Origin of the sequence: Nonomuraea sp. NPDC049141 (assembly GCF_040648415.1) — a bacterium.
Classification (GTDB): domain Bacteria; phylum Actinomycetota; class Actinomycetes; order Streptosporangiales; family Streptosporangiaceae; genus Nonomuraea.
Window position 1 is genome coordinate 31982 of record NZ_JBEZDR010000013.1, and the last position, 22701, is coordinate 54682.

The 22701-nt window shown below is 70.2% G+C and carries 21 protein-coding genes and 1 pseudogene; 10 read left to right on the forward strand and 12 right to left on the reverse strand.

Annotated elements, in window-relative coordinates; translation table 11 throughout:
• Nucleotides 1-22 precede the first annotated feature (22 nt).
• Together AB0B91_RS35435 and AB0B91_RS35440 are read right to left on the reverse strand one after the other, a co-directional pair.
• Nucleotides 23-1876 (reverse strand): LCP family protein, encoded by a 1854-nt coding sequence (locus AB0B91_RS35435; protein WP_358329019.1) that lies wholly within the window; start codon nt 1874-1876, stop codon nt 23-25.
• A gap of 136 nt (nt 1877-2012) precedes the next feature.
• Nucleotides 2013-2996: a neutral zinc metallopeptidase gene (locus AB0B91_RS35440; protein ID WP_358329023.1), complete on the reverse strand. Its 984-nt coding sequence runs from the start codon at nt 2994-2996 to the stop codon at nt 2013-2015.
• 589 nt (nt 2997-3585) lie between these two features.
• On the opposite strand from AB0B91_RS35440, the gene AB0B91_RS35445 reads away from it, so the two are divergent.
• On the forward strand, nt 3586-4455 hold the full coding sequence (locus AB0B91_RS35445) for a LysR family transcriptional regulator (RefSeq protein ID WP_358329026.1): 870 nt from the start codon (nt 3586-3588) through the stop codon (nt 4453-4455).
• Nucleotides 4456-4529: 74 nt separating this feature from the next.
• Here AB0B91_RS35445 and AB0B91_RS35450 read toward each other — a convergent pair whose 3' ends face one another.
• Nucleotides 4530-5876, reverse strand: coding sequence for an ATP-binding protein (locus AB0B91_RS35450; protein WP_358329029.1), 1347 nt, complete (start codon nt 5874-5876; stop codon nt 4530-4532).
• Nucleotides 5869-6543 carry a response regulator transcription factor gene (locus AB0B91_RS35455; protein ID WP_358329032.1) on the reverse strand — a complete coding sequence of 225 codons (675 nt, stop codon included), beginning with the start codon at nt 6541-6543 and terminating at the stop codon, nt 5869-5871. Before AB0B91_RS35455 ends, AB0B91_RS35450 begins: the two co-directional genes overlap by 8 nt.
• Nucleotides 6544-6670: 127 nt before the next feature.
• On the opposite strand from AB0B91_RS35455, the gene AB0B91_RS35460 reads away from it, so the two are divergent.
• From AB0B91_RS35460 to AB0B91_RS35470, 3 genes are read left to right on the forward strand one after another with little or no spacing between them, the layout of a single operon-like run.
• Entirely contained in the window at nt 6671-7837 is a 1167-nt protein-coding gene (locus tag AB0B91_RS35460) for a DUF2092 domain-containing protein (protein WP_358329035.1), read from the forward strand.
• Nucleotides 7834-8817, forward strand: a complete 984-nt coding sequence (locus AB0B91_RS35465) for an ABC transporter ATP-binding protein (protein ID WP_358329037.1) — start codon at nt 7834-7836, stop codon at nt 8815-8817. The genes AB0B91_RS35460 and AB0B91_RS35465 overlap by 4 nt, the downstream gene beginning before the upstream one ends.
• Entirely contained in the window at nt 8804-9790 is a 987-nt protein-coding gene (locus AB0B91_RS35470) for an ABC transporter permease (protein ID WP_358329040.1), read from the forward strand. Before AB0B91_RS35465 ends, AB0B91_RS35470 begins: the two co-directional genes overlap by 14 nt.
• A gap of 60 nt (nt 9791-9850) precedes the next feature.
• Here AB0B91_RS35470 and AB0B91_RS35475 read toward each other — a convergent pair whose 3' ends face one another.
• Nucleotides 9851-10582, reverse strand: coding sequence for a YcnI family protein (locus AB0B91_RS35475; RefSeq protein ID WP_358329043.1), 732 nt, complete (start codon nt 10580-10582; stop codon nt 9851-9853).
• A 50-nt stretch (nt 10583-10632) separates the two neighbouring features.
• Nucleotides 10633-11187 carry an MFS transporter gene (locus AB0B91_RS35480; protein WP_358329046.1) on the reverse strand — a complete coding sequence of 185 codons (555 nt, stop codon included), beginning with the start codon at nt 11185-11187 and terminating at the stop codon, nt 10633-10635.
• 146 nt (nt 11188-11333) lie between these two features.
• Here AB0B91_RS35480 and AB0B91_RS35485 point away from each other — a divergent pair, with 146 nt between their 5' ends.
• Nucleotides 11334-11771, forward strand: a complete 438-nt coding sequence (locus tag AB0B91_RS35485) for a hypothetical protein (protein WP_358329049.1) — start codon at nt 11334-11336, stop codon at nt 11769-11771.
• 16 nt (nt 11772-11787) lie between these two features.
• Here the strand turns inward: AB0B91_RS35485 and AB0B91_RS35490 are convergent, their stop codons facing one another.
• From AB0B91_RS35490 to AB0B91_RS35500, 3 genes are read right to left on the reverse strand one after another with little or no spacing between them, the layout of a single operon-like run.
• On the reverse strand, nt 11788-12549 hold the full coding sequence (locus tag AB0B91_RS35490; protein WP_358329053.1) for an ATP-binding cassette domain-containing protein: 762 nt from the start codon (nt 12547-12549) through the stop codon (nt 11788-11790).
• A 2-nt stretch (nt 12550-12551) separates the two neighbouring features.
• A complete protein-coding gene (locus AB0B91_RS35495) occupies nt 12552-13340 on the reverse strand; it encodes an ABC-2 family transporter protein (protein WP_358329055.1) in 789 nt (262 codons plus the stop codon).
• Nucleotides 13333-14172: an ABC-2 family transporter protein gene (locus AB0B91_RS35500; protein WP_358329058.1), complete on the reverse strand. Its 840-nt coding sequence runs from the start codon at nt 14170-14172 to the stop codon at nt 13333-13335. The genes AB0B91_RS35495 and AB0B91_RS35500 overlap by 8 nt, the downstream gene beginning before the upstream one ends.
• 174 nt (nt 14173-14346) lie before the next feature.
• Between AB0B91_RS35500 and AB0B91_RS35505 the strand changes: the two genes are divergently transcribed.
• The 4 genes from AB0B91_RS35505 to AB0B91_RS35520 all read left to right on the forward strand — a co-directional run bounded on the left by AB0B91_RS35505 (nt 14347) and on the right by AB0B91_RS35520 (nt 20542).
• Entirely contained in the window at nt 14347-15321 is a 975-nt protein-coding gene (locus AB0B91_RS35505) for an alpha/beta hydrolase (RefSeq protein WP_358329060.1), read from the forward strand.
• A gap of 156 nt (nt 15322-15477) precedes the next feature.
• Nucleotides 15478-16311, forward strand: a complete 834-nt coding sequence (locus AB0B91_RS35510; RefSeq protein WP_358329063.1) for a siderophore-interacting protein — start codon at nt 15478-15480, stop codon at nt 16309-16311.
• A gap of 119 nt (nt 16312-16430) precedes the next feature.
• A complete protein-coding gene (locus AB0B91_RS35515; protein WP_358329066.1) occupies nt 16431-18554 on the forward strand; it encodes a serine/threonine-protein kinase in 2124 nt (707 codons plus the stop codon).
• Between the two features lie 2 nt (nt 18555-18556).
• Nucleotides 18557-20542: a serine/threonine-protein kinase gene (locus AB0B91_RS35520; RefSeq protein ID WP_358329069.1), complete on the forward strand. Its 1986-nt coding sequence runs from the start codon at nt 18557-18559 to the stop codon at nt 20540-20542.
• Between the two features lie 8 nt (nt 20543-20550).
• Here AB0B91_RS35520 and AB0B91_RS35525 read toward each other — a convergent pair.
• Together AB0B91_RS35525 and AB0B91_RS35530 are read right to left on the reverse strand one after the other, a co-directional pair.
• Nucleotides 20551-20655: pseudogene (locus tag AB0B91_RS35525) on the reverse strand (glyoxalase/bleomycin resistance/dioxygenase family protein); the annotation flags it as partial.
• A gap of 632 nt (nt 20656-21287) precedes the next feature.
• The gene (locus AB0B91_RS35530; RefSeq protein ID WP_358329836.1) at nt 21288-21461 is read right to left on the reverse strand and encodes a hypothetical protein; all 174 of its coding nucleotides are present in this window, start codon (nt 21459-21461) and stop codon (nt 21288-21290) included.
• 403 nt (nt 21462-21864) lie between these two features.
• Here AB0B91_RS35530 and AB0B91_RS35535 point away from each other — a divergent pair, with 403 nt between their 5' ends.
• Complete coding sequence (locus tag AB0B91_RS35535; protein WP_358329815.1) at nt 21865-22095, forward strand: GTP cyclohydrolase I; 231 nt, start codon at nt 21865-21867, stop codon at nt 22093-22095.
• Nucleotides 22096-22259: 164 nt separating this feature from the next.
• Here the strand turns inward: AB0B91_RS35535 and AB0B91_RS35540 are convergent, their stop codons facing one another.
• A complete protein-coding gene (locus AB0B91_RS35540) occupies nt 22260-22568 on the reverse strand; it encodes a hypothetical protein (RefSeq protein WP_358329072.1) in 309 nt (102 codons plus the stop codon).
• Between the last annotated feature and the right edge of the window lie 133 nt (nt 22569-22701).

Here is a 22701-nt window from a genome sequence, read left to right on the forward strand (position 1 = left end):
TGCGGCCGGGAGGCGGCGGGGCTTACAGGCCGCAGAGCTCCGAGAGGCTCTTGGCGGACTTCTGGCTGTTCTGGGTGGGCGTCTGGGTCGGCTTGGCGGCGTACGAGCGCGAGGGCTTGACCGTGGGCGTTCCGGGGGAGGACGTGACGTCCGCCGCCTGCGCGGTCCGAGCCGTCCGGGTCGAGTCGGCGATCGCCTTGGCCGCGGCGTGGCGGATCTTCAGCCAGTCAGGACGCCCCGACAGAAACTCCGGCGGCACGAACTGCAAGCTGGTGATCTTGGCGCTCTTCACCTTGACGGCCAGCCCCACGAGCGGCTCCACCAGCTCCTGCGGGATGTTCGTCTGCGCGAGTCGCTTCGTCGCATTGGCGATCTTGCCGAAGTTGAGAATGATCTTGTCGGGCGTCGCCTGCTGCGCGAACGCGCCGATGACGCAGCGCTGGCGGGCCATGCGCGAGAAGTCGTCGCTGTCCACCCGCGACCGGCCGTACCACAGGGCCTGTTCGCCGGTCAGCTTCTTGTAGCCCGCCTTGATCGTGCCCGCGGTGCCGTAGTGGCCACCCCACTTGATGTCGCGCTCCACCCGGATCTTGAGGCCGCCGATGGCGTCGACCAGGTCCGCGAAGCCGTACATGTTCATCATGGCGTAGTAGTCGATCTTCAGGTTGAGCGTGTAGCCGATGGCGTCCATCAGCGCGCGCGGCCCCCTGCTCTTGCCGCCCATGACCTGCGGGTTGTCAGTGGCGTACTGCCAGACCTCGTTGAGCAGGCCGCCGTTGGGCAGCTCCGCCATGAAGCCGTTGGGGAACTGCTTGCGCAGCGGAGAGGTCGTCGGGAAGTGCACGTGCTGCAGGTTGCGCGGCAGGCTGAACAGGACTGTGTTGCCGGTATGGGTGTCCACGCTGGCGATCGTCATGCTGTCGGTACGCACGCCGGTACGGTCGCCGGCCGCGTCGCCGCCGATCAGCAGGAAGTTCACCCGGTCCTTGCCGTTCCAGGGATCGTCCTCCTTGACCGGCGCGATATTCGGGTCCGTGCTCTCGGCGATGGGCTTGAAGATCTTCTGGGACGCGTCGCGTACGGTCTGGACGGCGGTCGCGGTGAGAGCGAAGGGGGCCATGACCGAGACGCAGAGCACGCCGACCACGATGCCGGAGATGATCTGGCCCTGCTGGTTCAGCCGGTTCGGGCCGAGTGCCACGTACGACGTCACGATGACGGCGAACCAGCACAGCGCGAGCACCGAGGCGATGACAATGACCGTCATCTGCGCGTCGGCGCCGGCGAACACGGCGATGTTGGACGAGTCGCGCGTCAGCCCGTACGCCGCCCCGGCCGCCAGCAGCACCACGTAGATGCCGAGCAGGATCAAACCGGTTCGGCGGCGCCCGGCGCGTAGGTGGCCGACGCCGGGCGCGAGGGCGGACAGCAGGGTCCAGCCGAGCACGGAGCCCAGGGTGAGCGGCTTGGCGAACTGCGGCGCCCCCGAGCCCGGCCGGGACCGCGGCTTGGGCCGCCCGGCACCGGGAGACCCGGGACCGCGGCCGCCCTTGCCGCTCGGAGCCTTACCACCAGGGCCCTTACCGCCGGGGCCCTTCCCGCCTGGAGCCTTCTCGCCCGGACCTGTGCCGCTCGGGCCGGTGCCGCTCGGACCGGCCGGATGGGCGCCGGCCGGATGGGTGCCGTGGGTGCCCGCGACTGGGGGACCGTCCGTGGGGGAGCCGTCCAGCGGTACGTCGTCCGCGTCCGCCGTCTCGCCCGTGGGACTGGTGCCCGGACCGTTTCCCGGTCCGGCTTCGGATGCTGTGCCCGAGCGGCGGGGAGCGCGCCGTTTTCTGCCCTCGGGCGCGGTGTCCACCCCATCGCGCTTGCTCACACCGGCTCCTTCACACGCCTACCTGGCGAAACCCATGGGTTTTAGCGCCCCGTAGGGCACAAGATTGCCAGGAGTCTAGCCCCCATATAGGGACATCCAAGACATGTACCCAACCTGAGATGAACATGCCGTGACTTCACGAGGTCGTCGACGAAGCGGCCATCCAGGTGTTGCACTGGAAGGCCTGGTTCTTCTCCCAGCCCTGCCGGAACCACCGGTTGTTGTTCACTCTGTTCCCGTGGTCGCGGGGATATCCGGGATAGTCGCCCACCTGCCCGTAGAACCAGAAGAGGCGGGCGCGGTTCGAGGTGCTGACCGGATAGGAGGCGGCCACGGACCTCATCCACATGCCGCCGAAGCAGGTCGCCTGGAGCTCCAGTTTTCTGCTGAGTGCCAGCTTGCCGCTCCTGCTGCCTGAGTCGACCGTCTGCTTCCACCAGGAGTCCATCACGCCCGAGATGTTCTGGACGTGGTGCCCGTACTCGTGGGCCAGCATGCTGATGATCCCGCCGTGCCAGGAGATGATCTCGCCGTAGCCGCGCGCGTTGCCGTTGCCCTTGGCCATGGCCGAGGTGGAGGCGTAGATGGTGTTGTTGCGCGGGCAGTAGTACGGCACCATGCTCCCCGGCGACGGGTAGTCGCCGCAGGCGCCCCTGCCGCGCGTGGCCACGATCGAGTAGCTCGGCGGCGAGAACTGGATGCCCTGCCTCTGCATGATCGGCCCCCATGCCCGGTCCATGCACCTGCCGGTCTTCAGGATCAGCGCCTTGAGCTGGCTGTGGCTGAAGATGTTCGCGCCGCCGGCCGGGCAGCTCACCCTCGGCAGGGCGCCGGCCCGGTACAGGGTGTTGTTCTTCGTGCTCGTGTTGAGCGTGGCCCGGGTCGGCGTCTCGGGCTCGGCGGACCGCGTCGCGGTCGGCTCGCTCGACCGCGTATGGCTCTCTGATTCGTCCGGGGAGGGCGTCTCGTCGTCGTCATACGTGTACGAGGAGGGGATCGCGACCGGCGTGGTCGTGTCATGCCTGGACGAGCCCTTGAACATGGCCGCGCCGATCACCAGTAGCACGAACAACGCCGCCAGGGACCCGAACACCGCCCCGAGGACGCCGGCCACTCCCATGCCCGACTTCTTCCTCGGCGGCGGCCCCCACTGCCCCGGCGGCATCGGCGGACGCGGCGGGGGCTGCTGGGGATGCCACGGCCCACCCTGCGGCGGCCCGTACGGCCCACCCTGCTGATACGGCTGCCCCTGAGGCGGGTACTGCGGTGGAGGCGGGTACGGCTGCCCCTGCGGTGGATACGCGGGCCCCTGCGGCGGATACACGGGCCCCTGCGGGGGAGGCGGATATGCCGGGGGTGGCGGTTGCTGTCCCGGCACCGGGTGCGGATGGCCGTAACCCTGAGGCTGCGGCTCCCGGTGCCCCGGCGGCGGCCACGGCCGAGAAGGAGGCCGCTGAGGCTGACCTGGCCCTTGAGGCGGGGGTGGATGCTGCCCGTTGCCTGTCACCGTGTATCCCCCTTTACTCCGGTTGTCCGTAATGAGTGACTTGGGGCGTCACCCCTCTGGCATTTGCCGAATTTTGGGCAGAAGCATACCGATTTATCACCCGTCACAGAAGTCGCAGTACCTGGCTACGGTCCGAAATCATTCGAGGTGATCTCCGCTATGTCCCGGACCGCGCGGCAGGTGGTGTCCTAGCTTCTTTGACATGAACCTCCAGCAGCTCCGCTACGTGGTCGCGACGGCGGAGCACCGCACCATGACCGACGCGGCCAGATCGCTGTATATCGCGCAACCTGCGCTTTCGCGCGCGATCCGCGATCTGGAACGGGAACTCGGCATGACGCTCTTCGCCAGGTCCGGACGCGGTGTCGTCGTCACCGCACAAGGCCGGCGAGTGGTCAAACTGGCAAGGGAGGCACTCGGCGCCGTACACGAGATCGAGAGCCTCACCCATCAGGGCAGCACAGGGGAGGCGGAGCTCCGCATCGCCGCCACGCCCAGCCTCGAACCCGGCCTGGCCGGACGGCTGCTGCCCGCCTACACCGCCGAGCACCCAGGTGTCCGCGTGCACATCGTCCGTTGCGAGGGCCGTGACGCCGTCGTCAACGCCATCAGGGATCAGCGGGCCGACCTCGGCCTGACCGATCTCCCCGTACCCACCGATCTGATCACCCATCCGCTCGAACGCCAGGAGATCGTGCTGATCTCCCCGCCCGGCCTCGACCTGCCCAATCCCGTGCCCATGGGCAAGCTCGACGGCATGCGCCTGGCCCTGCCCGCACGGGGCAGCGTCCGGCGCAGGGAGCTCGACGCGATGTTCGGCAAGTACGCCGTCAGCCCGGTCGTGGTGCTCGAAACCGACGAGCGCAACGGCTGGCTCAACGCCGTACGCACCGGCCAGGCGTCACTGCTGTGGTACCGCGGCATGGCCGACCAGGCCGGCCGGGCGGGCCTCGTGGTCCGTTCGCTGGAACCCGCGGTCCGCCGGGTCATCGCCGTCGTGCACGCCCGTCGCCGCCTGCCGCTGATCGCCCAGGACTTCCTGGCCACCGCCGAGAAAGGCACGGCGGCCTGACCCCGTCCTGCGCACATCGCTTTCGGCCGCTACCGCGCCCGGCCGGATGCGAGACCCTCACCCCTCAACTCACCTCACCTCGCCACCGGCAGCCGCACGACCGCCCGCAGCCCCGGTGAGGCATCCTCCAGATGGACCCCGCCCCCGTGGGCCCGCACGGTCTCCCGCACGATGGCCAGGCCCAGCCCAGCGCCGCCCTCGTCGCGACTGCGACCGGAGTCGAGCCGCGTGAACCGGTTGAAGACCCGCTCGCGATCCTGCTCGGGAATGCCGGGCCCGTCGTCGGTCACCGTCAGCATCCCGTCGGCGGTCAGCGCCACCTCCACTTTCGACGAGGTGTGGCGTACGGCGTTGTCCACCAGGTTCGTCAGCACCCGGCTCAGGTCCAGCGCGTCGCCGCGGACCACGACGGGATCGCACACGGTCAGCCGCGCCTCGCCGTACCTGTCGACGGTCTGACGCACCACCTCGTCGAGGTCGACCGGCTCGCTCCTGGCGGGCACGCCGCCGCGCTCGTCGAGGCGGGCCAGCGCCAGCAGGTCCTCGGCGAGCCTGGACAGCCGCATCGCGTCCTCCATCACGCCCTCGGCCGTCTCGGGCCAGTCCTGGCCCTCCGGATGGCCGAGCGCCACCTCCAGCTGCAGCCGGATGCTGGCGAGCGGGCTGCGCAGCTCGTGCGCGGCGTCGGAGACCAGCGCCCGCTGCCGCTGCTCGGCCTCCTCCAGCCGGGCCAGCATGTCGTTGAGCGTGGTGGCCAGCGAGTGCACCTCGTCGCGCGACTCGGGCACCGGCAGCCTGCGTGACCTGGCGGTGTGCGTGATCTCGGCGGCGCCCCTGCGCAGCGCGGCGATCGGCCGCAGTGTCCGGCCGATGATCAGCCAGCTGGCCACGGCCAGCAGCACGATGAGCATCGGCGTGCCGACCAGCAGGATCCGGCCGGCCGTACCGAGGCTGGTCTGGATCTCGCCGATGGGCCGGGCCGCGATCACCGTCCTGCCGTGGTCGGCGCTGATGACCACCACGCGCAGCGGCCCCGAGATCGCGTACGGCCGGCCGTCCAGGAACGTGGCTTGGCCCTCGCGCAGCACCTCGGCCCGCGCCCGCGCGTCCAGCAGCGGGACCAGCCGGTCGGCGCCGTAGGTGACGTCCGTGATGCGCCCCTGCGCGTCGATCACCTGCACGATCGTGCCGTCGTGGGTGGCGATCGGGCTGGTCAGCGTGCCCGCGTCGGCCTGCACCCGGACGGTCTGGGCCTGCTGCCGCGTCGAGTCGTCCACGGTGCCGATCAGCGCCCGGTCGAGCACGGTCAGCAGCACCGACGCCGAGATCGCCAGCGCCAGCGCGAGCACCGCGGCGGCCACGACCGTCAGCCGGAAGCGCAGCCCCTGGCGCCGCCACCAGGTCAACGGCGAGTCAGCCACCGTCGCCCGCCAGCCGGTAGCCCGCTCCTCGCACGGTCTGGATCGCGTTCCTGCCGAACGGGGAGTCGACCTTGCGCCGCAGGTAGCCCACGTACACCTCGACCACGTTCGGGTCGGTGTCGAAGGTGTCCCACACGTGCTCCAGGATCTCCGACTTCGACACCACCTCGTCGCGCCGGCGCAGCAGGTATTCCAGCAGCGCGAACTCCCTGGGCGTCAGCTCGATCGAGCTCTCGCCCCGCTGCACCCGGCGCCGCGCCGGATCCAGCGACAGGTCGCCCGCCGCCAGCACGGCGGGCCGCCGCCCGGAGTCGCGCCGCAGCAGCGCGCGCAGCCTGGCCACCAGCACCACGTACGAGAAGGGCTTGGTCAGGTAGTCGTCGGCGCCCAGGTCGAGCCCGTCGGCCATGTCGTACTCGCCGTCCTTGGCGGAGAGCATCAGGATCGGCACCCAGTTCTCCTCGGCGCGCAACTGCTTGCACACGTTGTAGCCCGACAGGCGCGGCAGCATGATGTCGAGCACCACGATGTCGTAGTCGCCGTGCCTGGCCTCGTGCAACCCTTGCTCGCCGTCATGGGCGAGGTCCACGGCGAAACCCTCGGCCTGCAGCCCCCGCTGCAGCGCGGCCGCCATCCGCCGCTCGTCCTCGACGACAAGTACTCTCATGTGGCGATTCTCCATTTTCTGCCCTGAGACCACGCTGAGAAGGCTGAGAGCCGTCTCAGCCGGTCTCAGGCTCGCCTAAGCATGCATGACGCAGGCTCTGGTCATCGACATACCGTTAAGGAGTGAGATGCGCAGAGGCACGTTCGTGAGATGGGGAGTTCCGATCGCGGCCGCGGCCGTGATCGCCGGAGCGATGGGGGCCGGCCCGGTCATCGCCGCGGTGAGCGGCGATCCCGTGCTACCCGAGCGTACGGCGCAGCAGTTGCTCGCCGACGCCGTGGCGGCCACCAAGGACAAGGCGCCGCCGCCCATGTCCGGCACCGTGCAGCAGACCGCGTCGCTGGGTCTGCCCGCGCTGCCCGACATGGGCGGGGCGTCACCGCTGAGCCTGCTGTCCGGCTCGCACGAGGTGAAGCTCTGGTACGGCGGCGACGGCAAGATGCGGGTCGCCATGCCGACGCAGTTCGACGAGTCCAACCTGATCGTCAACGGCGACCAGGCCTGGTACTGGGACAGCGGCGACAACACCGCCACCAAGATCAAGATGGCGGGTGACGCCACGGCGCGGCACGCCACGCCCACGCCGGGGCCGGCGGATGTGACCCCGCAGCAGGTGGCGGAGAAGCTGCTGGCCAAGGCCGACGAGCACACCGCCATCCGGGTGACCAACACCGCCCAGGTGGCCGGCCGGTCCGCCTACCAGCTCGTGCTCGCCCCCAAGGACGAGGGCTCGCTGGTCCAGGAGGTGCGGCTGGCGCTCGACGGTGAGACGTACGTGCCGTTGCAGGTCCAGGTCTACGCCAAGGGCTCGGCCGAACCGGCCTTCCAGGTCGGCTTCACCCAGGTGACGTTCACGCCGCCGGCGGCCGAGAACTTCACCTTCACCCCGCCCGCCGGGGCCAAGGTGAAGGAGCAGACGATCGGTGGCGGCGGCGACCACAGCGAACAGCAGGCGGAGAAGGCCAAGGAGAGGGCCGAGGGCGTCAAGGTCGTCGGCGCCGGCTGGACCAGCGTCGCCGTCGTGCCCGCCTCGCTGGAGGACCTGACGGCCAAGCCGGAGCAGACCCCGGCCGACAGCCAGTCGCACAAGCCGTGGAAGGACGGCGCGGACGGCACCGACACGAAGGCGCTGGTCGACAACGTGCTCAAGTCGGCCACCCCGGTCAGCGGCACGTGGGGCTCGGGCAAGCTGATCAAGACCAAGCTCGTCACCGCGCTGCTGACCGACGACGGCCGGCTGCTGGTCGGCGCGGTCACGCCGGAGGAGATCACCAAAGCGGCGGGCACCAAGTGACCGTCGTCACACAGGAAGCGGGGGCGCCCTTCGGGGCGGCCCCGCCCTCCGGCGACTCGGCGATCGTCACCCGGGGCCTGACCAAGCAGTTTCGCGGGGGCCAGGTCGCGGTCGACGCACTGGACCTGACCGTGCCGCGCGGATCGGTCTTCGGCTTCCTCGGGCCCAACGGCTCAGGCAAGACCACCACGATCCGCATGCTGCTCGGCCTGGTGACGCCCACGGCCGGCGAGTACTCGGTGCTCGGCCTGCCCCTGGCGGACGCGCTGCCCCGCGTCGGGGCGCTGGTCGAGGGGCCGGCGTTCTACCCGTACCTGTCGGGCGAGGCGAACCTGTTCCGCTTCGACGCCGCCGACCCCACCGCTCCCGGCGGCACCGCCAAGCGGCGGGTCGGCGAGGCGCTGGAGCGGGTCGGCCTGTCCGCGGCGGCGGGGAAGCGCTTCCGCAACTACTCCCTCGGCATGCGCCAGCGCCTGGCCATCGCCGCCGCCCTGCTCGGGCCGCGTGAGCTGCTCATACTCGACGAGCCCACCAACGGGCTCGACCCGCAGGGCACCCGCGAGGTGCGCGCGCTGGTCAAGGAGATCGCCGCCGACGGCACCACGGTCTTCGTCTCCTCGCACCTGCTGACCGAGGTCGAGCAGATGTGCACGCACGCCGCGATCATGCGGACCGGCAACCTGGTCGCCCAGGGCACGATCGCCTCGCTCAACGGCGGCCTCGCCACCCGCGTCAGGGTCGAGACGCCGGACGTCGCCGACGCCGCGCGGGTGCTCGGCACGCTCGGCCTGGCCGACGTGCGCATCTCCGACGAGGGCGCCGCCTCGGTGACGGCGGAGCTGGGCGCGCAGGCGCCCGAGGCCATCAACGCGGCGCTGGTACGCGAGGGCGTCGCCGTACGGGGGCTGGCCGTCGTGCGGCCGAGCCTGGAGGACGTGTTCGTCGGACTGACAGGGGAGGGATTCGATGTCGACGGCTGAGACGCAGACCCGTCAGACGCCGGGCGAGCCATCGGACGGTCCGGCGGCGGGGACACGGGAGCGCCGGACGCCGGGGCTGGTGCCGGTGACCGAGACGATGCGCACCGCCGAGCGGCGCCCGCCCGAGCCGCCCGGCAGCGCGGAGCCACCGGCCCGTCTGCCGTCGGCGTTCTGGCGGCTGCTCGGCTCCGAGCTGGGCCTGACGTTCCGGCGCCCGCGCAACCAGGTGATGCTGGCCGTACTGGCGAGCGTGCCGGTGCTGATCGGCATCGGGCTGCGCATCGCCAGCGGCGACGACGCCGTCGGCGGGCTCATCGGCGCCGTGGCGGGCAACAGCCTCATGCTGACCTTCGCCTCGTTCTCCTTCCTGGTGCTGCTGCTGATGCCGATCGCGGTGAGTGTGGTGGGCGGCGACTCGATCGCCGGTGAGGCGGGCGCGGGGACGCTGCGGTACCTGCTCGCCGCGCCGGCCGGCCGGACGAGGCTGCTGGTCGTGAAGTACCTCAACGTGGTGGTGTTCGCCTACGCGGTCACCGCGGTGGTGGCGCTGTCGGCGCTCGTCACCGGGTTGATCCTGTTCCCGGTGGGGCCGGTGACGCTGCTGTCGGGCAGCACGGTCTCGGTGGCCGACGGCCTGCTGCGGATCCTGATCAGCATGGGGTACGTGGGCGCGGGCATGGCGGCGCTGGCGGCCGTGGCGGTGGCCCTGTCGACGTTCACCGAGGTGTCCATCGGCGCGATCGCGGCGACGATGGTCCTGGTCATCGTCACCCAGGTGCTGCGGGCCATCCCGCAGCTCGACGGGATCATGCCCTACCTGCTGCCCACCTGGTGGACCCGGTTCGACGCGGTGCTGCGCAGTCCGGTCGACTTCGCGAACCTCGGTCAGGGGCTGCTGGTCTTCGGCGCGTACATCCTGCTGTTCGGCTCCATCGCATGGGCCCGCTTCTCGGGCAAGGACATCACGTCCTGACCGGCCCGGGCCGGTGAGATCCGACCCGGGCCCCTTAGGAGAGCGTCGCCCTCCCGGACGTCAGGACGGGCGGCGGCGCAGGGCCAGGATGGCGACCACGATGCCGATGACGCCCACCACGAGCCCCGCGCCACCCAGCAGCCGCGCGGTGCCGTCCGAGGACGAGCCAGCGGACACCTGGGTGACGGACGGGGCCGCCACGTTGCTCGCGGAGGCCGAGGCCGCGGGGGCTGACGCCCCGGCGTGGTGTGAATCGGACGCGGTCGCGGGCGTCAGCTTGAGCGTCGGAACCGGGTGTTCCGCCTCGCTGCCGTCCGCCTTCGGGGCGTCGGCCCACTTGACCACTTCGCCGCCGGTGTAGGTCTGCGTGGTCGGGAACGTGAGCTCATCGACGTCCTCGGGCAACTGCCCCATGGACACCTCGAACTCCTGGAACTCACCCTTGCCGATCTTCCCGCCCGACCAGACGACCTGGGTGACGGCCTCCTTCAGCTCGCCGTACTCGGTCTTGACCGGCTTGGGCAGCTTGCCCTCGGTGACTTTGACGCTCCATCCCGGCAGCGGCTTGACCGAGACGAACGCCAGCGGGTGATCGGTGGGGAAGGCGACCTCGACCTTGACGGTCGAGGCGTCGTCACGCTCGTTCGGCACCCGGAAGGCGACCTTGGAGAAGCCGCCCTGCTCGGCGGTGCCCGGGTTGATCGTGACATGGGCCAGCGCGGGAAGGGCGAGGCCGGCGGTGATCGCGGTGGCGGCGGCGAGAACGGTCGCGGCACGACGCGTGAAGGACATGGGGAAACTCCACTGGGAATGATCGAAGAATCGAAAAAGGTGTCAGAGGTTCAGGCGGGCAGTGGAGGACCACGCCTGGCGACACAGTGGAGGAGAAACGGATCGACCGGGACGATCCTGACGATCACCATCGGGACAATCTGTCCCACAGCCGCGACGGCGACCGGGCGCAGCAGCACCAGGCGGTGGCCGAGGCGGTGCAGCAGCGCCCAGAGCGCGCTCTCGCCGCGCGCCAGCCACCACCCCGTGATCAGCGTGGCCGTCAGGTGGGCCAGCAGCATGCCGATGCCCTCGCTGAGCCCGCGGCCGTGCGGGTGCGTGATGACGTAGGCGGTGCCGTCGGTGCCGAACCACTCGTGCAGCCCGAGCTGGGCGCACATCAGCGCGACGTTGATCGTCGGGGCTGAGCGCTCCCGGCCGCCCAGCGCCAGGGCCGCCAGCAGCACGGCGCCGAGGCCGAGCGCGGCCGTGTGCGGCGCGGGGACCGAGCCGCCCCCCATCGCGTGGGCGAGCGCGGCGAGTCCCACGCAGACGGCGGCGAAGGCGGCCGTCCGCGCGAGCCTGAGGGGAAGTTGCGCGCGCATGAGTGTGTCACATGCTCTCACGGGGGCAGGGTCCAGGGAGGCCTCTACTCCCATGCTGCGCAAGGCCTGGTCGATTTGCGTCAATTGTCGCTAGGGTCGTGCCGAACCACGTAGACATTGAGGTGAGAACGTTGCGGCACTTTGCGGGATTGCTCATCGGAGTTGTGGTGACCGCAGCAGTGCTGGGCGGTGGCGGATGGGCCGTGCAGCAGGCGTTAACGAGCGCGGCGGGCAACCCGGCGGGCGGGCAGAAGATGTGGATCGCGCTCGGCGCGATGGCGGCGGTGGGACTGGTCGTCGGACTCGTGGTGGCGGGACGGGTGTCTCCGCTGGCCACGTTCGTGCCCTCGATGGTGCTCCTGGCCTGGACGGTGGTCTACTCCCTCGACATGAACCGGGCGATCTCCCTGATCCCTGACGAGCCGTCGGTGAACCAGATCATCAGAGACATCGGGTTCGGTGACAAGACCATGCTGACCACGGGCTTCTTCGCACTGCTCGGCGTGGCGATGTTCATCCCGGTGCTGATCCCGTCCCGCTGGGCGCGACGGGACGAGGACCTGGACGAGGACTACGAGGAGAGCCCCCAGGGCAGCTACTACTGATCCTTGGCGTTCGGGCTCAGCGGCTGCCGGTGTAGAGGCGGGTGACCACGTCCTCGATCGTGGACTGCTCGGGTGCCGTGGCCATCAGCTCGTCGAGTGTGCCGTCGAACGCCAGCCGCCCGTGGTCGATCAGCATGACCCGGCGGCAGAGCCGTTCGATGTCGCCCAGGTCGTGCGTGGTCAGCAGCACGGTCGTGCCCTGCTCGGTGTTGAGCCGGCGCAGGAACGCCCGGATGCTCGCCTTGCTGACCACGTCGAGCCCGATCGTCGGCTCGTCGAGCACCAGCACGTCGGGCGCGTGCAGCAGCGCGGCGGCCAGGTCACCGCGCATGCGCTGGCCCAGGCTGAGCTGGCGCACCGGCGTGCGGGTGAAACCGCCCAGGTCGAGCGTCTCGGTCAGCTCGTCGAGCCGCGTCTTGAAGATATGGCGATCTACTTTGTAAAGGTGCCGGATCAGTTCGAAGCTGTCCCGCAGCGGCAGGTCCCACCACAGCGTCGTCCGCTGCCCGAACACCACGCCGATGCGCCGCGCCAGCGTCGTGCGCTTGCGCGAGGGGTCGAGCCCGGCCACCCGCACCCGGCCCGAGGTGGGCGTCAGGATGCCGCAGAGCATCTTGATCGTGGTGGACTTGCCGGCGCCGTTGGGGCCGAGGTAGCCGACGAACTCTCCCGGCGCCACGGTGAACGACAGATCGCGTACGGCGTGGACGACGTTCCCTTCGAGCTTGAGGCTCCTCTTCACCTTGAACGAGCGCCCGGCCCGGTCGAGCTCGATCATCCCTAACTCCCCGTGGATCGGTAGTGCCGGATGCCCAGCCGCCAGGCGAACCCGGCGAGCAGGGCGAGGACCAGGGCCGCGACCGGCCCGAGAAAGCGCATGAAGCCCGGGGTGCCGAACGGGTCGTCCCTGTCCAGCACGTAGAGGGCCGGCTGCCAGTTGACGAAGGCCAGCGGCAGCCCGTAGGTCACCCCGCGCACCAGCTCGCGGCCGTAGATCGCGAACGGGTACTGGGTGAGCTGGCCGGAGCCGTAGGTGAAGGCGTTGGTCACCTCGGACGCGTCGGTCAGCACGAACTGCACCGCCCCGGCCAGCGTCCACAGTGCCGCGAAGATGACCACCCCCGTCGCGATCATGACGGGGATCATCCAGAGCCGCCCGGAGTCGAGGTCGAGGGCGCTGATCGAGTAGCCGAGCACGAGCACCGCCTGCAGGACGCGGCCGATGCGGGTGGGCAGGAAACGGTCGGCCGCCATCTGGATCCAGGTGCTGACGGGCCTGATCAGCATGGTGTCGAACGTGCCCGCCTTGACGTGCTGGCTGATCCGGTCGATGTTGCTGACGAACATGTCGCAGAGGCAGAAGGCCACGTTCGCCGTGCCGTACAGGAAGAGCGTCTCCGCGCGGGAGAAGCCGGCCAGAGAGGTGGTGTTGGCGAAGATGATGAGGATCACCGCCACGTCGGTGCCCGCCACGATGAGACCGAGCACGGACATCAGGGCGAACGAGGCCGGGTAGGCCATCGCGGCTCGGGTCCAGGTCCAGGCCAGCCGGAAATAGGCGCTAACCACCCTGGATCACCACCTTGTGGCGGATGGCCCGCGTGCCGAGCGCGCCGGCGGCGAGCAGCACCGCCGCCCAGCAGCCCTGGAACGCCAGGGTCTCCAGGACGGGCGCCTTGCCGAGGTAGAGGTCGGTGGGGGCCTGGACCATCGCGGCCCACGGCAGCGCCCTGGCCAGCTCGCCGACGATGCCCGGGAACAGGCTGAGCGGCAGCAGCATCCCGCTGAAGAGCGTGGTGAGCACCAGTGAGAACGCCCCCACGCCACGGTCGTCGATCAGCCAGCAGACCGACAGCGCGACCAGGTAGCGCCAGGCGAAGCTGACGATCACCCCGGCCAGGAAGCCGGCGAGGAAGGCGAGCCACTGCCCCGGCTCCGCGGGATGGGCGATGCCGAACAGCGCGGCGCCCAGCAGCATCGGCGGGATGCCGCGAGCGAAGAACAGGTAGGCGGCCCTGCCCAGGTCCTCGGCGAGGGACCAGAGCTGGAGCGAGGCGGGGCGGACGAGGTCGAGCGCGATGTCGCCGCTGCGGATCCGCTCGGGGATGGTGAGACCGGTGCCGAACAGCTGCATCGGGCCGATGCAGGCCTGGGTGATGAAGCAGAACGTGACGGCCTGGGTGACGTCGTAGCCGGCCAGACCGGGCCTGGCCTGCCAGAGGGCGATGAGGATGTAGGCGCGAAGGATGCCGAAGACGCTGTTGGTGAAGGCGCCCGCGACCGTGGCCCAGACGTAGGTGGCGTGCTTGCGGAAGCCGTACCGGACCAGCCGGGCATAGAGGGGTATGGTTCTGCACCTCCGGAGAGTGATGACACGGTGACCAGCCGTGCCCGGACCCATACGTGGGTCGGCCGATGGAAGCCTTGAATTATCTGCTTTCCGGTCGGGGCTCCGCAACGCGATAAACGGAACGCGGCACCGCGCGACACATCGCCGAAATAATCCCGTAAGCGAGGAGATACTTACTTGCGAGTAGAGCGATGTTCTAGGGGAAGGATATTCATCGGAGGACACATGGACCTGGACAGGGATGACACTCCCGACTACCCGTTGAGCTGGCAGGCTCGCGCGCTCACCGGTCTGATGCGCGGGACCCTCAAGCCGGCCTCCCACCTCCTGATGCGCCACCCCCTCACGATCGACTGCGCCGCCCGCTTCGGCGACCTGGCCCGGCTGCTGCCGCTGCGCCCGCCCGGCCACGTGGACATCGAGCCGGCCGCCTTCTCGGCGTGCGGCGGGGAGTGGGTGCGCGCGGGCGCCGCTCCCGACGAGGGCAAGGTGCTGCTGTACTTTCACGGCGGCGGCTACTTCTCCTGCTCGCCCAGGACCCACCGGCCGATCACCTGGCGCCTGTCCGTCGCGGCCCACCGCCCGGTGCTCGCCCTCGACTACCGCCAGGGGCCGGTCCACAAGCTGGCCGACTCCCTGAGTGACGCGCTGGACGCCTACGACTGCTTACTGAACCGCGGGTACGCGCCCGAGGACGTCGTGTTCGCCGGCGACTCGGCGGGCGGGCATCTCACGCTGGCCACCCTGCTCGCCCTGCGCGACCGGGGCCTGCCGCTGCCGGCCGCGGCCGTCTGCCTGTCGCCCTGGGCCGACCTGACGGACCTGCCCAAGCGCGCGAACCGCTGGCAGGACCCCATGCTGGCGGCCGGCCGCATCCGCTGGCTGGCCCGGCGCTGGACCTCCGGCCTGGACCCGCGCGATCCCCTCGTGTCGCCCGTGCACGGCGACTTCACCGGCCTGCCGCCGCTCATGATCGTCACCGGTTCGACGGAGGTGCTCCGGGACGAGGCGCGGCGCGTGGCGGTCAAGGCCAGGCGGGCGGGGGTGCCGGTGACGTACGAGGAGTGGCGGCGGATGCCGCACGTGTTCCCGATCCTGGCAGACGTGCTGCCCGAGGGCCGGCTGGCCTTCCGGCACATGGCGCGCTTCTTCGCCGCCGTCGCGGCCGTCCGGTCGTCCTCGCTGGAGGATGCGGCCTGAAGCCCCCTTGATACCCGAGGCTCTCTTTGGTGATGCCATGCTGGGGAGATCGCGGCTGGTATCGCCTGAATGGTGCCTGGTCGCCGTGGCCGCTCACCTGCGGACCGGAGCATGACAGTGTAGGTTAGGCATACCTAATATTTCGAGGAGTGACCGATGGCTGACAAGCCCAGAGATCACCATCGCGGCGTCGTCGTCCGTACGGAGCGGATCTCGCCCCACATGATCCGCGTGGTGGTCGGTGGTGAGGATCTGCGTGACTTCGCCACCTCGGGTCTCACCGACCACTACGTCAAGCTCGTCTTCCCGCACGAGGGTGTCGACTACCCGGTTCCCTTCAACGTCCAGCACGTACGCGAGACCATGCCGCGGGAGGTCTGGCCGCGGCTGCGCACCTACACCGTGCGGGCCTGGGACTCCGACGCCCAGGAGATGACGCTGGACTTCGTCTACCACGGCGACGAGGGCATCGCCGGGCCGTGGGCCGCGCGGGCCGTGCCCGGCGACGAGCTGTTCATGCTGGGCCCCGGCGGCGGCTACGTGCCGAGCCCGGAGGCCGGCTGGCACCTGCTCGTGGGTGACGAGAGCGCGCTCCCGGCGATCGCGGCCTCGCTGGAGGCGCTGCCCGACGGCGCCCTCGCCCACGCCTTCATCGAGGTGGACGGGCCGGAGGAGGAGCAGAAGCTGCGGGTCGCCGGTGACACGCGGCTGGTCTGGCTGCACCGCGGCGGCGCGCCCGTCGGCGAGGCGCTGGTGAAGGCGGTGCGTGAGCTGGAGTTCCCCGAGGGTGATGTGCACGCGTTCGTCCACGGCGAGGCGGGGTTCGTCAAGGAGCTGCGGCGGCACCTCCGGGTCGATCGCAAGGTGCCGATGGAGCGGCTGTCGATCTCCGGCTACTGGCGGCTCGGGGCCGACGACGAGGGCTGGCGAGCCGTGAAGCGCGACTGGAACCGCCAGGTCGAAGCCGAGGAGGCCGCGGCACTCGGCTAGGAGACGCCCAGCGCGACGCTCACCTGATCGCGGGATCACGGGCAACCTCTCCAATTCCCGGCGACGAGTCACCATAATTGGTGATCTACGGCCTGGTTGTGCCGGGAGGAGAAATCCGCATGCCGGAATTCGAACCGCTGCGCGAGCAAGACCCCATCCAGGTGGGTGAGTACCGGCTGATCGGACGGCTGAGCCCGGACGTGTTCGTCGGACGGGTGAACGCTGAACCGGAAGAGGGCGCTCCGGAGCTCGTCGTGGTGAAGCTGCTGGACCCGGAGGTCGACCAGGAGCGCTTCCTGCGCATGATCGAGCCCTTCCAGGAGGTCTCCGCGTTCTGCACGGCCCAGGTGCTCGGGTCGGGGCTGCTGGACGACCGGCCGTACGTGGTGAGCGAGTACATCGACGGCCCCACGCTGGAGCGGGCGACCGCGGCGGGCACGCGGCTGCGGAACGCGGCGCTGCACCGGCTCGCGGTCGGGACCGCGACCGCGCTGGTGGCCATCCACCAGGCGAACGTCGTGCACGGCGACATCCGGCCCGGCAACGTGGTGCTCGGCCCTGACGGGCCCAGGCTGATCAATTTCGGCATCGGCCGGGCGATGGCGGGCACGGCCTCCGCCACGACCCGCAAGGTGGACGTTCCCGCCTTCACCCCGCCGGAACGGCTCGGCGGGGCCACGGCGGAACCGCCGGCCGACCTGTTCTCCTGGGCGGCGACGTTGGTGGCCGCGGCGTCCGGCCGCTCTCCCTTCGACGGCGGCTCGATGGCGGGCACGGTCAACCGGATCACCAACGGCGAGCCGGACCTGCCCGACCTCGGGGACCTGCGCGAGCTGGTGGTGGCCTGCCTGGCGAAGGATCCCGCGCTGCGTCCCACGTCGAGCGACGTGCTGCTGCGGCTGGTCGGGGAGACCAACTTCCTGACCGCGCGGCTGCCGCCGCCGTCCGGGCTGCCGTACAGTCTGCCGCCGCCGCGATTACCCCCGGACTCGCAGCCGCCTTCATCGCTGGATTCCCCACCGCTGCGGTGGCAGCCATCGCAGTCGCCGTCGTTTTCGTCGGATTCGCCGCAGCCGTCACCGCAGGACGGGCAGGAGCCGGCCGGCGTCGCGGCCACTGTGCCGGTTCGGCGGGGTCGCGGGGTGCTGATCGCCGTGGTGGCGTTCGTCGCGGGGGCCCTGGTGTCCGGCGTCGGCGTCTACGCGCTGACCCGCCGGCCGATCGTGGTGGCCGCCGGTCCGTCCGCCCCCCGTCCGTCCGGGGCCGTCCGATCCGACGCCGGTACGAACCTGCCCACCTCGGTCATCACCGCCGCGCCCACGATCACACCGAGCGTGACCAGCGCGCCGGTCGCCAGCGTCGCGCCCAAGGCCGACAAGGACGTCAAACTCACCGACATCGACGCCGTCCTGCACGAGAACTCCGCCGATCCCGTACGGCTGGCCGCCTACCTCCAGGTCAAGAGGCCGTTCAAGGCGTTCGCCAGGGACCGGGCCGGCCAGTTCCAGGAGGTCGGTCTGGCCGAGGAGCCGCGCGTGTCGCCGATGGGCGACTGGGTGGCGCTCAACCCGTGGATCAAGTTCCAGAGTTCCGGCATGGATCACGTGCGGTTCACCAACCTGAACACCAAGGAGTCCTTCACCGTCAACACGGTGCAGAAACCCGCGCAGACCTGGTACCCCTCCTGGTCGCGGGACGGCGGGCGGGTGCTGCTGTCGATCACGAACGCCAAGCGGGACCGGATCACCGGCTTCGTGGCCGTCGACGTGCGGGCGCGGACGGCCACCGTCGTGAAGACCCAGTACACCGACGACAGCAGCCTGCCGTTCGCGTTCACCCCGGACGGCAAGATCGCCAGAGGCTACAGCAGCCCCAAGAGCAACGGCATCGAGACGTACGACATGTCGGGAAAAGTCACGCACAGCATGCACTGGGTGGGCAGGCCCCGTGACGTCTCCTGGTACTCCCCGTCGGGCAAGCAGTTCATGACGGTCTGCCCCACCGGCAAGGAGGTCTGCGTCTGGGACGCCACGACCGGTGACCGCAAGGCCACCGTGCCCTCCGTCAAGGACGGCTCCCTCCTGCTCGGCTGGTTCGACGAGGACCACATCCTGGTGCAGGAGAACGCCAAGAAGGGCCGGGCCCAGGTCGAGATCGTCGACTTCTTGGGCAAGGTCGAGCGGGTGCTCGTGGACCTCGCCCCGCACAACAGCGCCCGGCAGTTCGCGGCCAAGGCGCCGTGACCATGGAACCGCGCCCCTTGCTCACGGGTGATCCCGCCCAGGTGGGGTCGTACCGTGTCGCGGGCCGGCTCGGCCACGGCGGCCAAGGGGTCGTCTACCTCGGCGAGTCGGCCGACGGGGAGCGGGTCGCGATCAAGCTGCTCACGCGCGCGGCCGGGGAGGAGGACCGGGCCGGGTTCGCCAAGGAGATCGAGCTCGCGCGGCGCGTCAAGGCGTTCTGCACGGCGACCGTGCTGGCGACCGGCGAGCTGAACGGTGTCCCGTACGTCGTCAGCGAGTACGTCGACGGTCCCTCACTCGCCAGGGTCCTGGCCGAGCGGGGCCCGCTGCGGCAGGCCGAACTGCGCCGCCTGGCGATCGGCAGCCTGACCGCGCTGGCCGCCATCCACCAGGCCGGCGTGGTGCACCGGGACCTCAAACCGGGCAACGTGCTGCTCGGCAGGGACGGCCCCCGGGTGATCGACTTCGGTATCTCGCGGGCGCTGGACTCCAGTGAGCTGACCGGCGACCAGTTGGTGGGCACCCCGCCGTACATGGCTCCCGAGCAGTTCGGCGGCGCCGGCTCCGGGCCGCCGGCGGACCTGTTCGCCTGGGCGGCCACGGTGGTGTGCGCCGCGACGGGCAAGCCGCCCTTCGGCTCGGGCGACCTGCCGTCCGTGCTCAACCGGATCCTGACCGCGGAGCCGGACCTCGGCGACCTGCGGGGCGACCTGCGTGACCTGGTGGCCCGCTGCCTGGCCAAGGACCCCGCCGCCCGCCCGACGGCCGCCCGCGCCCTGCTCACCCTGCTCGGCCATCCGGTCCCGCCACAGGGCCTGCTCACCGAGGGCACCAGATCCGCCGCCCCGCCCCCTGCCGCTTCGGCGCCGGTTCCTGTCCGGCGCTTCGGGCGGCGGCTCGCGCGGGCCGGGGCGGGCGCCGCCGCGGTGCTGGTGGCCGCCGTCGCGGTGACCGTCACGATCAAGCTCACCCGTACGGCGACCGTGACCGGCACGGCGGGGACCGCCACCGCCACCACCGGCCCGAGCTCCATCCCATCCTCGGCGTCGTCCGGCACGCCCACGGTCTCGGTCGCCCAAGTGATCCCCACGACCGCGACGACCACGGCGAAGATACCCGGCACGAAGATCACCTTGCACGAGAACCCCGCCGACCCCGTCTGGGCCAGCTCCGCCTACGGAATCGTGCCGCTGAGTGATGGCGCTCCCGCCTACGTCCGCGACGCCAAGACCGCCAAATTCGAATACTTCGGAAATTTCCAGCAGCCGGCGGTCTCACCGCACGGCACCTATGTGGCCGCTCTGTCCACCACGACGCTGAGCCGTACCGATTACAACACGATCAGGTTGGTCACCACGGCCACCGGCGAGGACGTGGAACTCCGCACCGCCGACAAACCCGGCGAAACGCTCGGTGCGGTGTGGAACGAGGACGGCCGTCACCTGCTCATGACGATCTACACGGGCAAGACGGGCTCGCTGACCATGGCCGGGTTCGTGATCGTGGACGCCGCGACCAAGAGCGTCCGCACCCGCCTGATGGCCGGAGGGTACAAGGGCAGCTACTCCTGGGGCCCGGACGCCTCGACCCTGATGCGCCAGGAAAGGGACGGTGCGATCAGCTTCGTCGGGCTGGACGGCGCGGTGATCCGCTCATTCCGCGGCATGGGCGACCTCATGCACAGGAGCGCCGCCACACTGCGCATCGGCACGGGGACCGCCACGGTGTTCTCCACCGCCTGCCCGGGCAAGCCCAGGGACGTCTGCCTGTGGGACGTGGTCACCGGCACCAGGAAGGCCGTCGTGCCGGGAGGCGAGATCACGACGTTCAGCGGCTGGCTGGACGGCGAGCACATCCTCGCCCTGGTCACCAAGGGCGGCACCACCCGCGTGGTCCTGGCCGGTTTCGATGGCAAGATCAAGCGGCTCCTGGCCGAGGGACCAGCGAAGCAACTCAAGGCGATCAGCCTCTGGTACAGCACGAAGTGATCTTTCCGGTGGACCCACACCTTGTCCTGGAGGGCGTAGCAGCAGGAGGTGTCGTTCTCCTCGAACGTGGCCAGCCCGGCGTCCTTGAGGTGCTGGGTGGCGGCGTCGACCTGTGGCTGGGGCCGCGCTCGGTGCTCTGCTGCTGGCCGCCCTGTATCCGCCGAGGGCCGCGCCGCCCGCGCCCGTCCCTGATGGTGTCCGGCGGCCTCGGCCGACCTGCCTCGATAGGAGAAACGGTGTCCGACCAGCGGTGTTGTTCGTCTGCGTGCACAACGCCGGCCGCTCTCAGATGGCCGCCGCCTTCCTCACCCACCTCGCAGGCGACCGCGTCCGGGTGCGCAAACGGTATGAGGACTGGGAGCTGGACGACCCCGCCGGACAAGGGCTCGAGGCTGTACGGCCGATCCGGGACGCGATCGAGGCCCGCGTGCACGCCTTGATCGCCGACCTCACCTCACCTCAGCTCCCGCACGGCGGACGGAGGCGTGAGCGTCCTCGCGGACGCGGCCAGGCATCGTCCGGTCATCGAGCCCAGCTCGGCGAGAGCCGCCGTAACCGCGCTCGGACACAGGCGAGCGTGAGCCGCGTCCTGGCCGCACTCGTCGAGCCGGCGCGGCACGGCTGGGTGGCGACCGTCGAACAGCGCGACGGGCGAGGGCGTCGGGCCGTTCTCGGCGCACCCAACCGTGCTGGGGTGACGAGGAAGGGGCCCAGCCTGGAGAAGATCCGGGCCTCTTCCTTGCGTCTATGGGTGGCGGTTGAAACAGCCGAGCAGTCCCCACAGAACGGCGCCGCCGGCGGTGAGTCCGGTGAGGAGTGCGGCGGGCCACGTGGAGCCGTCCGCGAGCATGAGAGCGGTCGCGATGCTGGTGCAGGCGACTATCGCGAGCGCGATAAGAAGCGCGCGTTGCGTGTCCATAGGAACCAACTCCTATCCAACGAAGAACCCCATCCGAAGCAGGCTCCATGCGCGCGATGCGCAGTGGACGCCGTCCGGGGTGGATCCAGTAGGAGAAGGCCCTCTACCTCGCACGATACGGCGCCCTACCGGACGCGCCCACGATTTCGCGCAGTTTTGCCATTGGCGTGTCTCAAGGAAAAGCGGGTCTTACCGAGGCTGGACACCCGGCATGCTCACGATCAGGCCGAAGTGGTCCGCCGAGACATCCTGGATGGCGTCCTCCACCGGACGACTACGAAGGACGGCGGCACCGCCCGCCCGGACAAGGCGTGGCGCCCATCGGGCGAAGGCGATGTACGACGCGCGGGAAGGAGCGGTGCGGGAGATGGCCGCCAAGCTGGGGTGAGCCGTCCGGCGATCTATCGGGGACCGACACGCTCGGCAGGAGGTCGTCGAGGGTATCCGGTTCGCGAGCCAGTGCGAGCACCATCTGTTGCTGTTCCACGGCACAGTGGCGGTCGGCTACCTGGTGAAGGACGGCAGGTTGGCGGGCTTGTCGAAAGAACGTGCTCCAGCGCGGCATCGCACGGGCCGCCGACCTGATCGAAGGCCTGCTGGGCTGAGGGAATCGGCTGACGACCAGCCTGAATGAGCACCGTCTCGTCACGGCGGCCGACCCCGTGCGGGATCAGCGGCCGTGTCCCTGGAGGCCCTCAGCCCTGTGCGGCGTTTGGGGCTGGCCCATGCTTGCCGTACAAAAAACCCCAAAAAAAGGGCCGTGTGCTGGAGCGCGCACTCCCGCCCCTGGCCGACAGGTCAGCAGGCCCTGACTTCGTCGAGGTAGGAACCCCAGCCGTGCCGGAAGAAGAAAGTCTTGCCCGGCTTGAGCACCTTGCACTCACTGTCGAAGTTGTACTGGATGACGATCTTCACGCGTATGGTGCGCCCGCAGTCGTTGCGGACCTTCACCCACTTGTTGTAGTCGCTTCCGGTCCAGGTCGTGGCGCAGTCTGGGGCGCCGTCCAGGGCCGACGCGGTTGAGGCTGAAGCGGCGTAGGCGGGCAGCGCGACCAGAGCGACAGAGGTGAGCGCCGCCATCGCCGCGAGTCGGATCTTTCTCCTCATGCTCATCTTGCGGGTCCCTGTCTTCCTCGGAAATGTCACGCAAACCGTAGGAGCGGGGACGTTGAGGACCTGTTGAGGATGGGTTGACCCCCTGACAAGCGTGCGGCGGCTGCGGTTTCCAGAGCGGGCCGCG

Bases quoted from the DNA above. Each gene is read 5' to 3' on its own strand.
- AB0B91_RS35475 (WP_358329043.1), bottom strand. From the start codon at position 10,582: ATGTCCTTCACGCGTCGTGCCGCGACCGTTCTCGCCGCCGCCACCGCG.
- AB0B91_RS35505 (WP_358329060.1), top strand. From the start codon at position 14,347: ATGGACCTGGACAGGGATGACACTCCCGACTACCCGTTGAGCTGGCAG.
- AB0B91_RS35455 (WP_358329032.1), bottom strand. From the start codon at position 6,543: ATGAGAGTACTTGTCGTCGAGGACGAGCGGCGGATGGCGGCCGCGCTG.
- AB0B91_RS35515 (WP_358329066.1), top strand. From the start codon at position 16,431: ATGCCGGAATTCGAACCGCTGCGCGAGCAAGACCCCATCCAGGTGGGT.
- AB0B91_RS35520 (WP_358329069.1), top strand. From the start codon at position 18,557: ATGGAACCGCGCCCCTTGCTCACGGGTGATCCCGCCCAGGTGGGGTCG.
- AB0B91_RS35460 (WP_358329035.1), top strand. From the start codon at position 6,671: ATGCGCAGAGGCACGTTCGTGAGATGGGGAGTTCCGATCGCGGCCGCG.
- AB0B91_RS35530 (WP_358329836.1), bottom strand. From the start codon at position 21,461: ATGGACACGCAACGCGCGCTTCTTATCGCGCTCGCGATAGTCGCCTGC.
- AB0B91_RS35440 (WP_358329023.1), bottom strand. From the start codon at position 2,996: ATGGGAGTGGCCGGCGTCCTCGGGGCGGTGTTCGGGTCCCTGGCGGCG.
- AB0B91_RS35470 (WP_358329040.1), top strand. From the start codon at position 8,804: ATGTCGACGGCTGAGACGCAGACCCGTCAGACGCCGGGCGAGCCATCG.
- AB0B91_RS35510 (WP_358329063.1), top strand. From the start codon at position 15,478: ATGGCTGACAAGCCCAGAGATCACCATCGCGGCGTCGTCGTCCGTACG.
- AB0B91_RS35490 (WP_358329053.1), bottom strand. From the start codon at position 12,549: ATGATCGAGCTCGACCGGGCCGGGCGCTCGTTCAAGGTGAAGAGGAGC.
- AB0B91_RS35500 (WP_358329058.1), bottom strand. From the start codon at position 14,172: ATGGGTCCGGGCACGGCTGGTCACCGTGTCATCACTCTCCGGAGGTGC.
- AB0B91_RS35540 (WP_358329072.1), bottom strand. From the start codon at position 22,568: ATGAGGAGAAAGATCCGACTCGCGGCGATGGCGGCGCTCACCTCTGTC.
- AB0B91_RS35445 (WP_358329026.1), top strand. From the start codon at position 3,586: ATGAACCTCCAGCAGCTCCGCTACGTGGTCGCGACGGCGGAGCACCGC.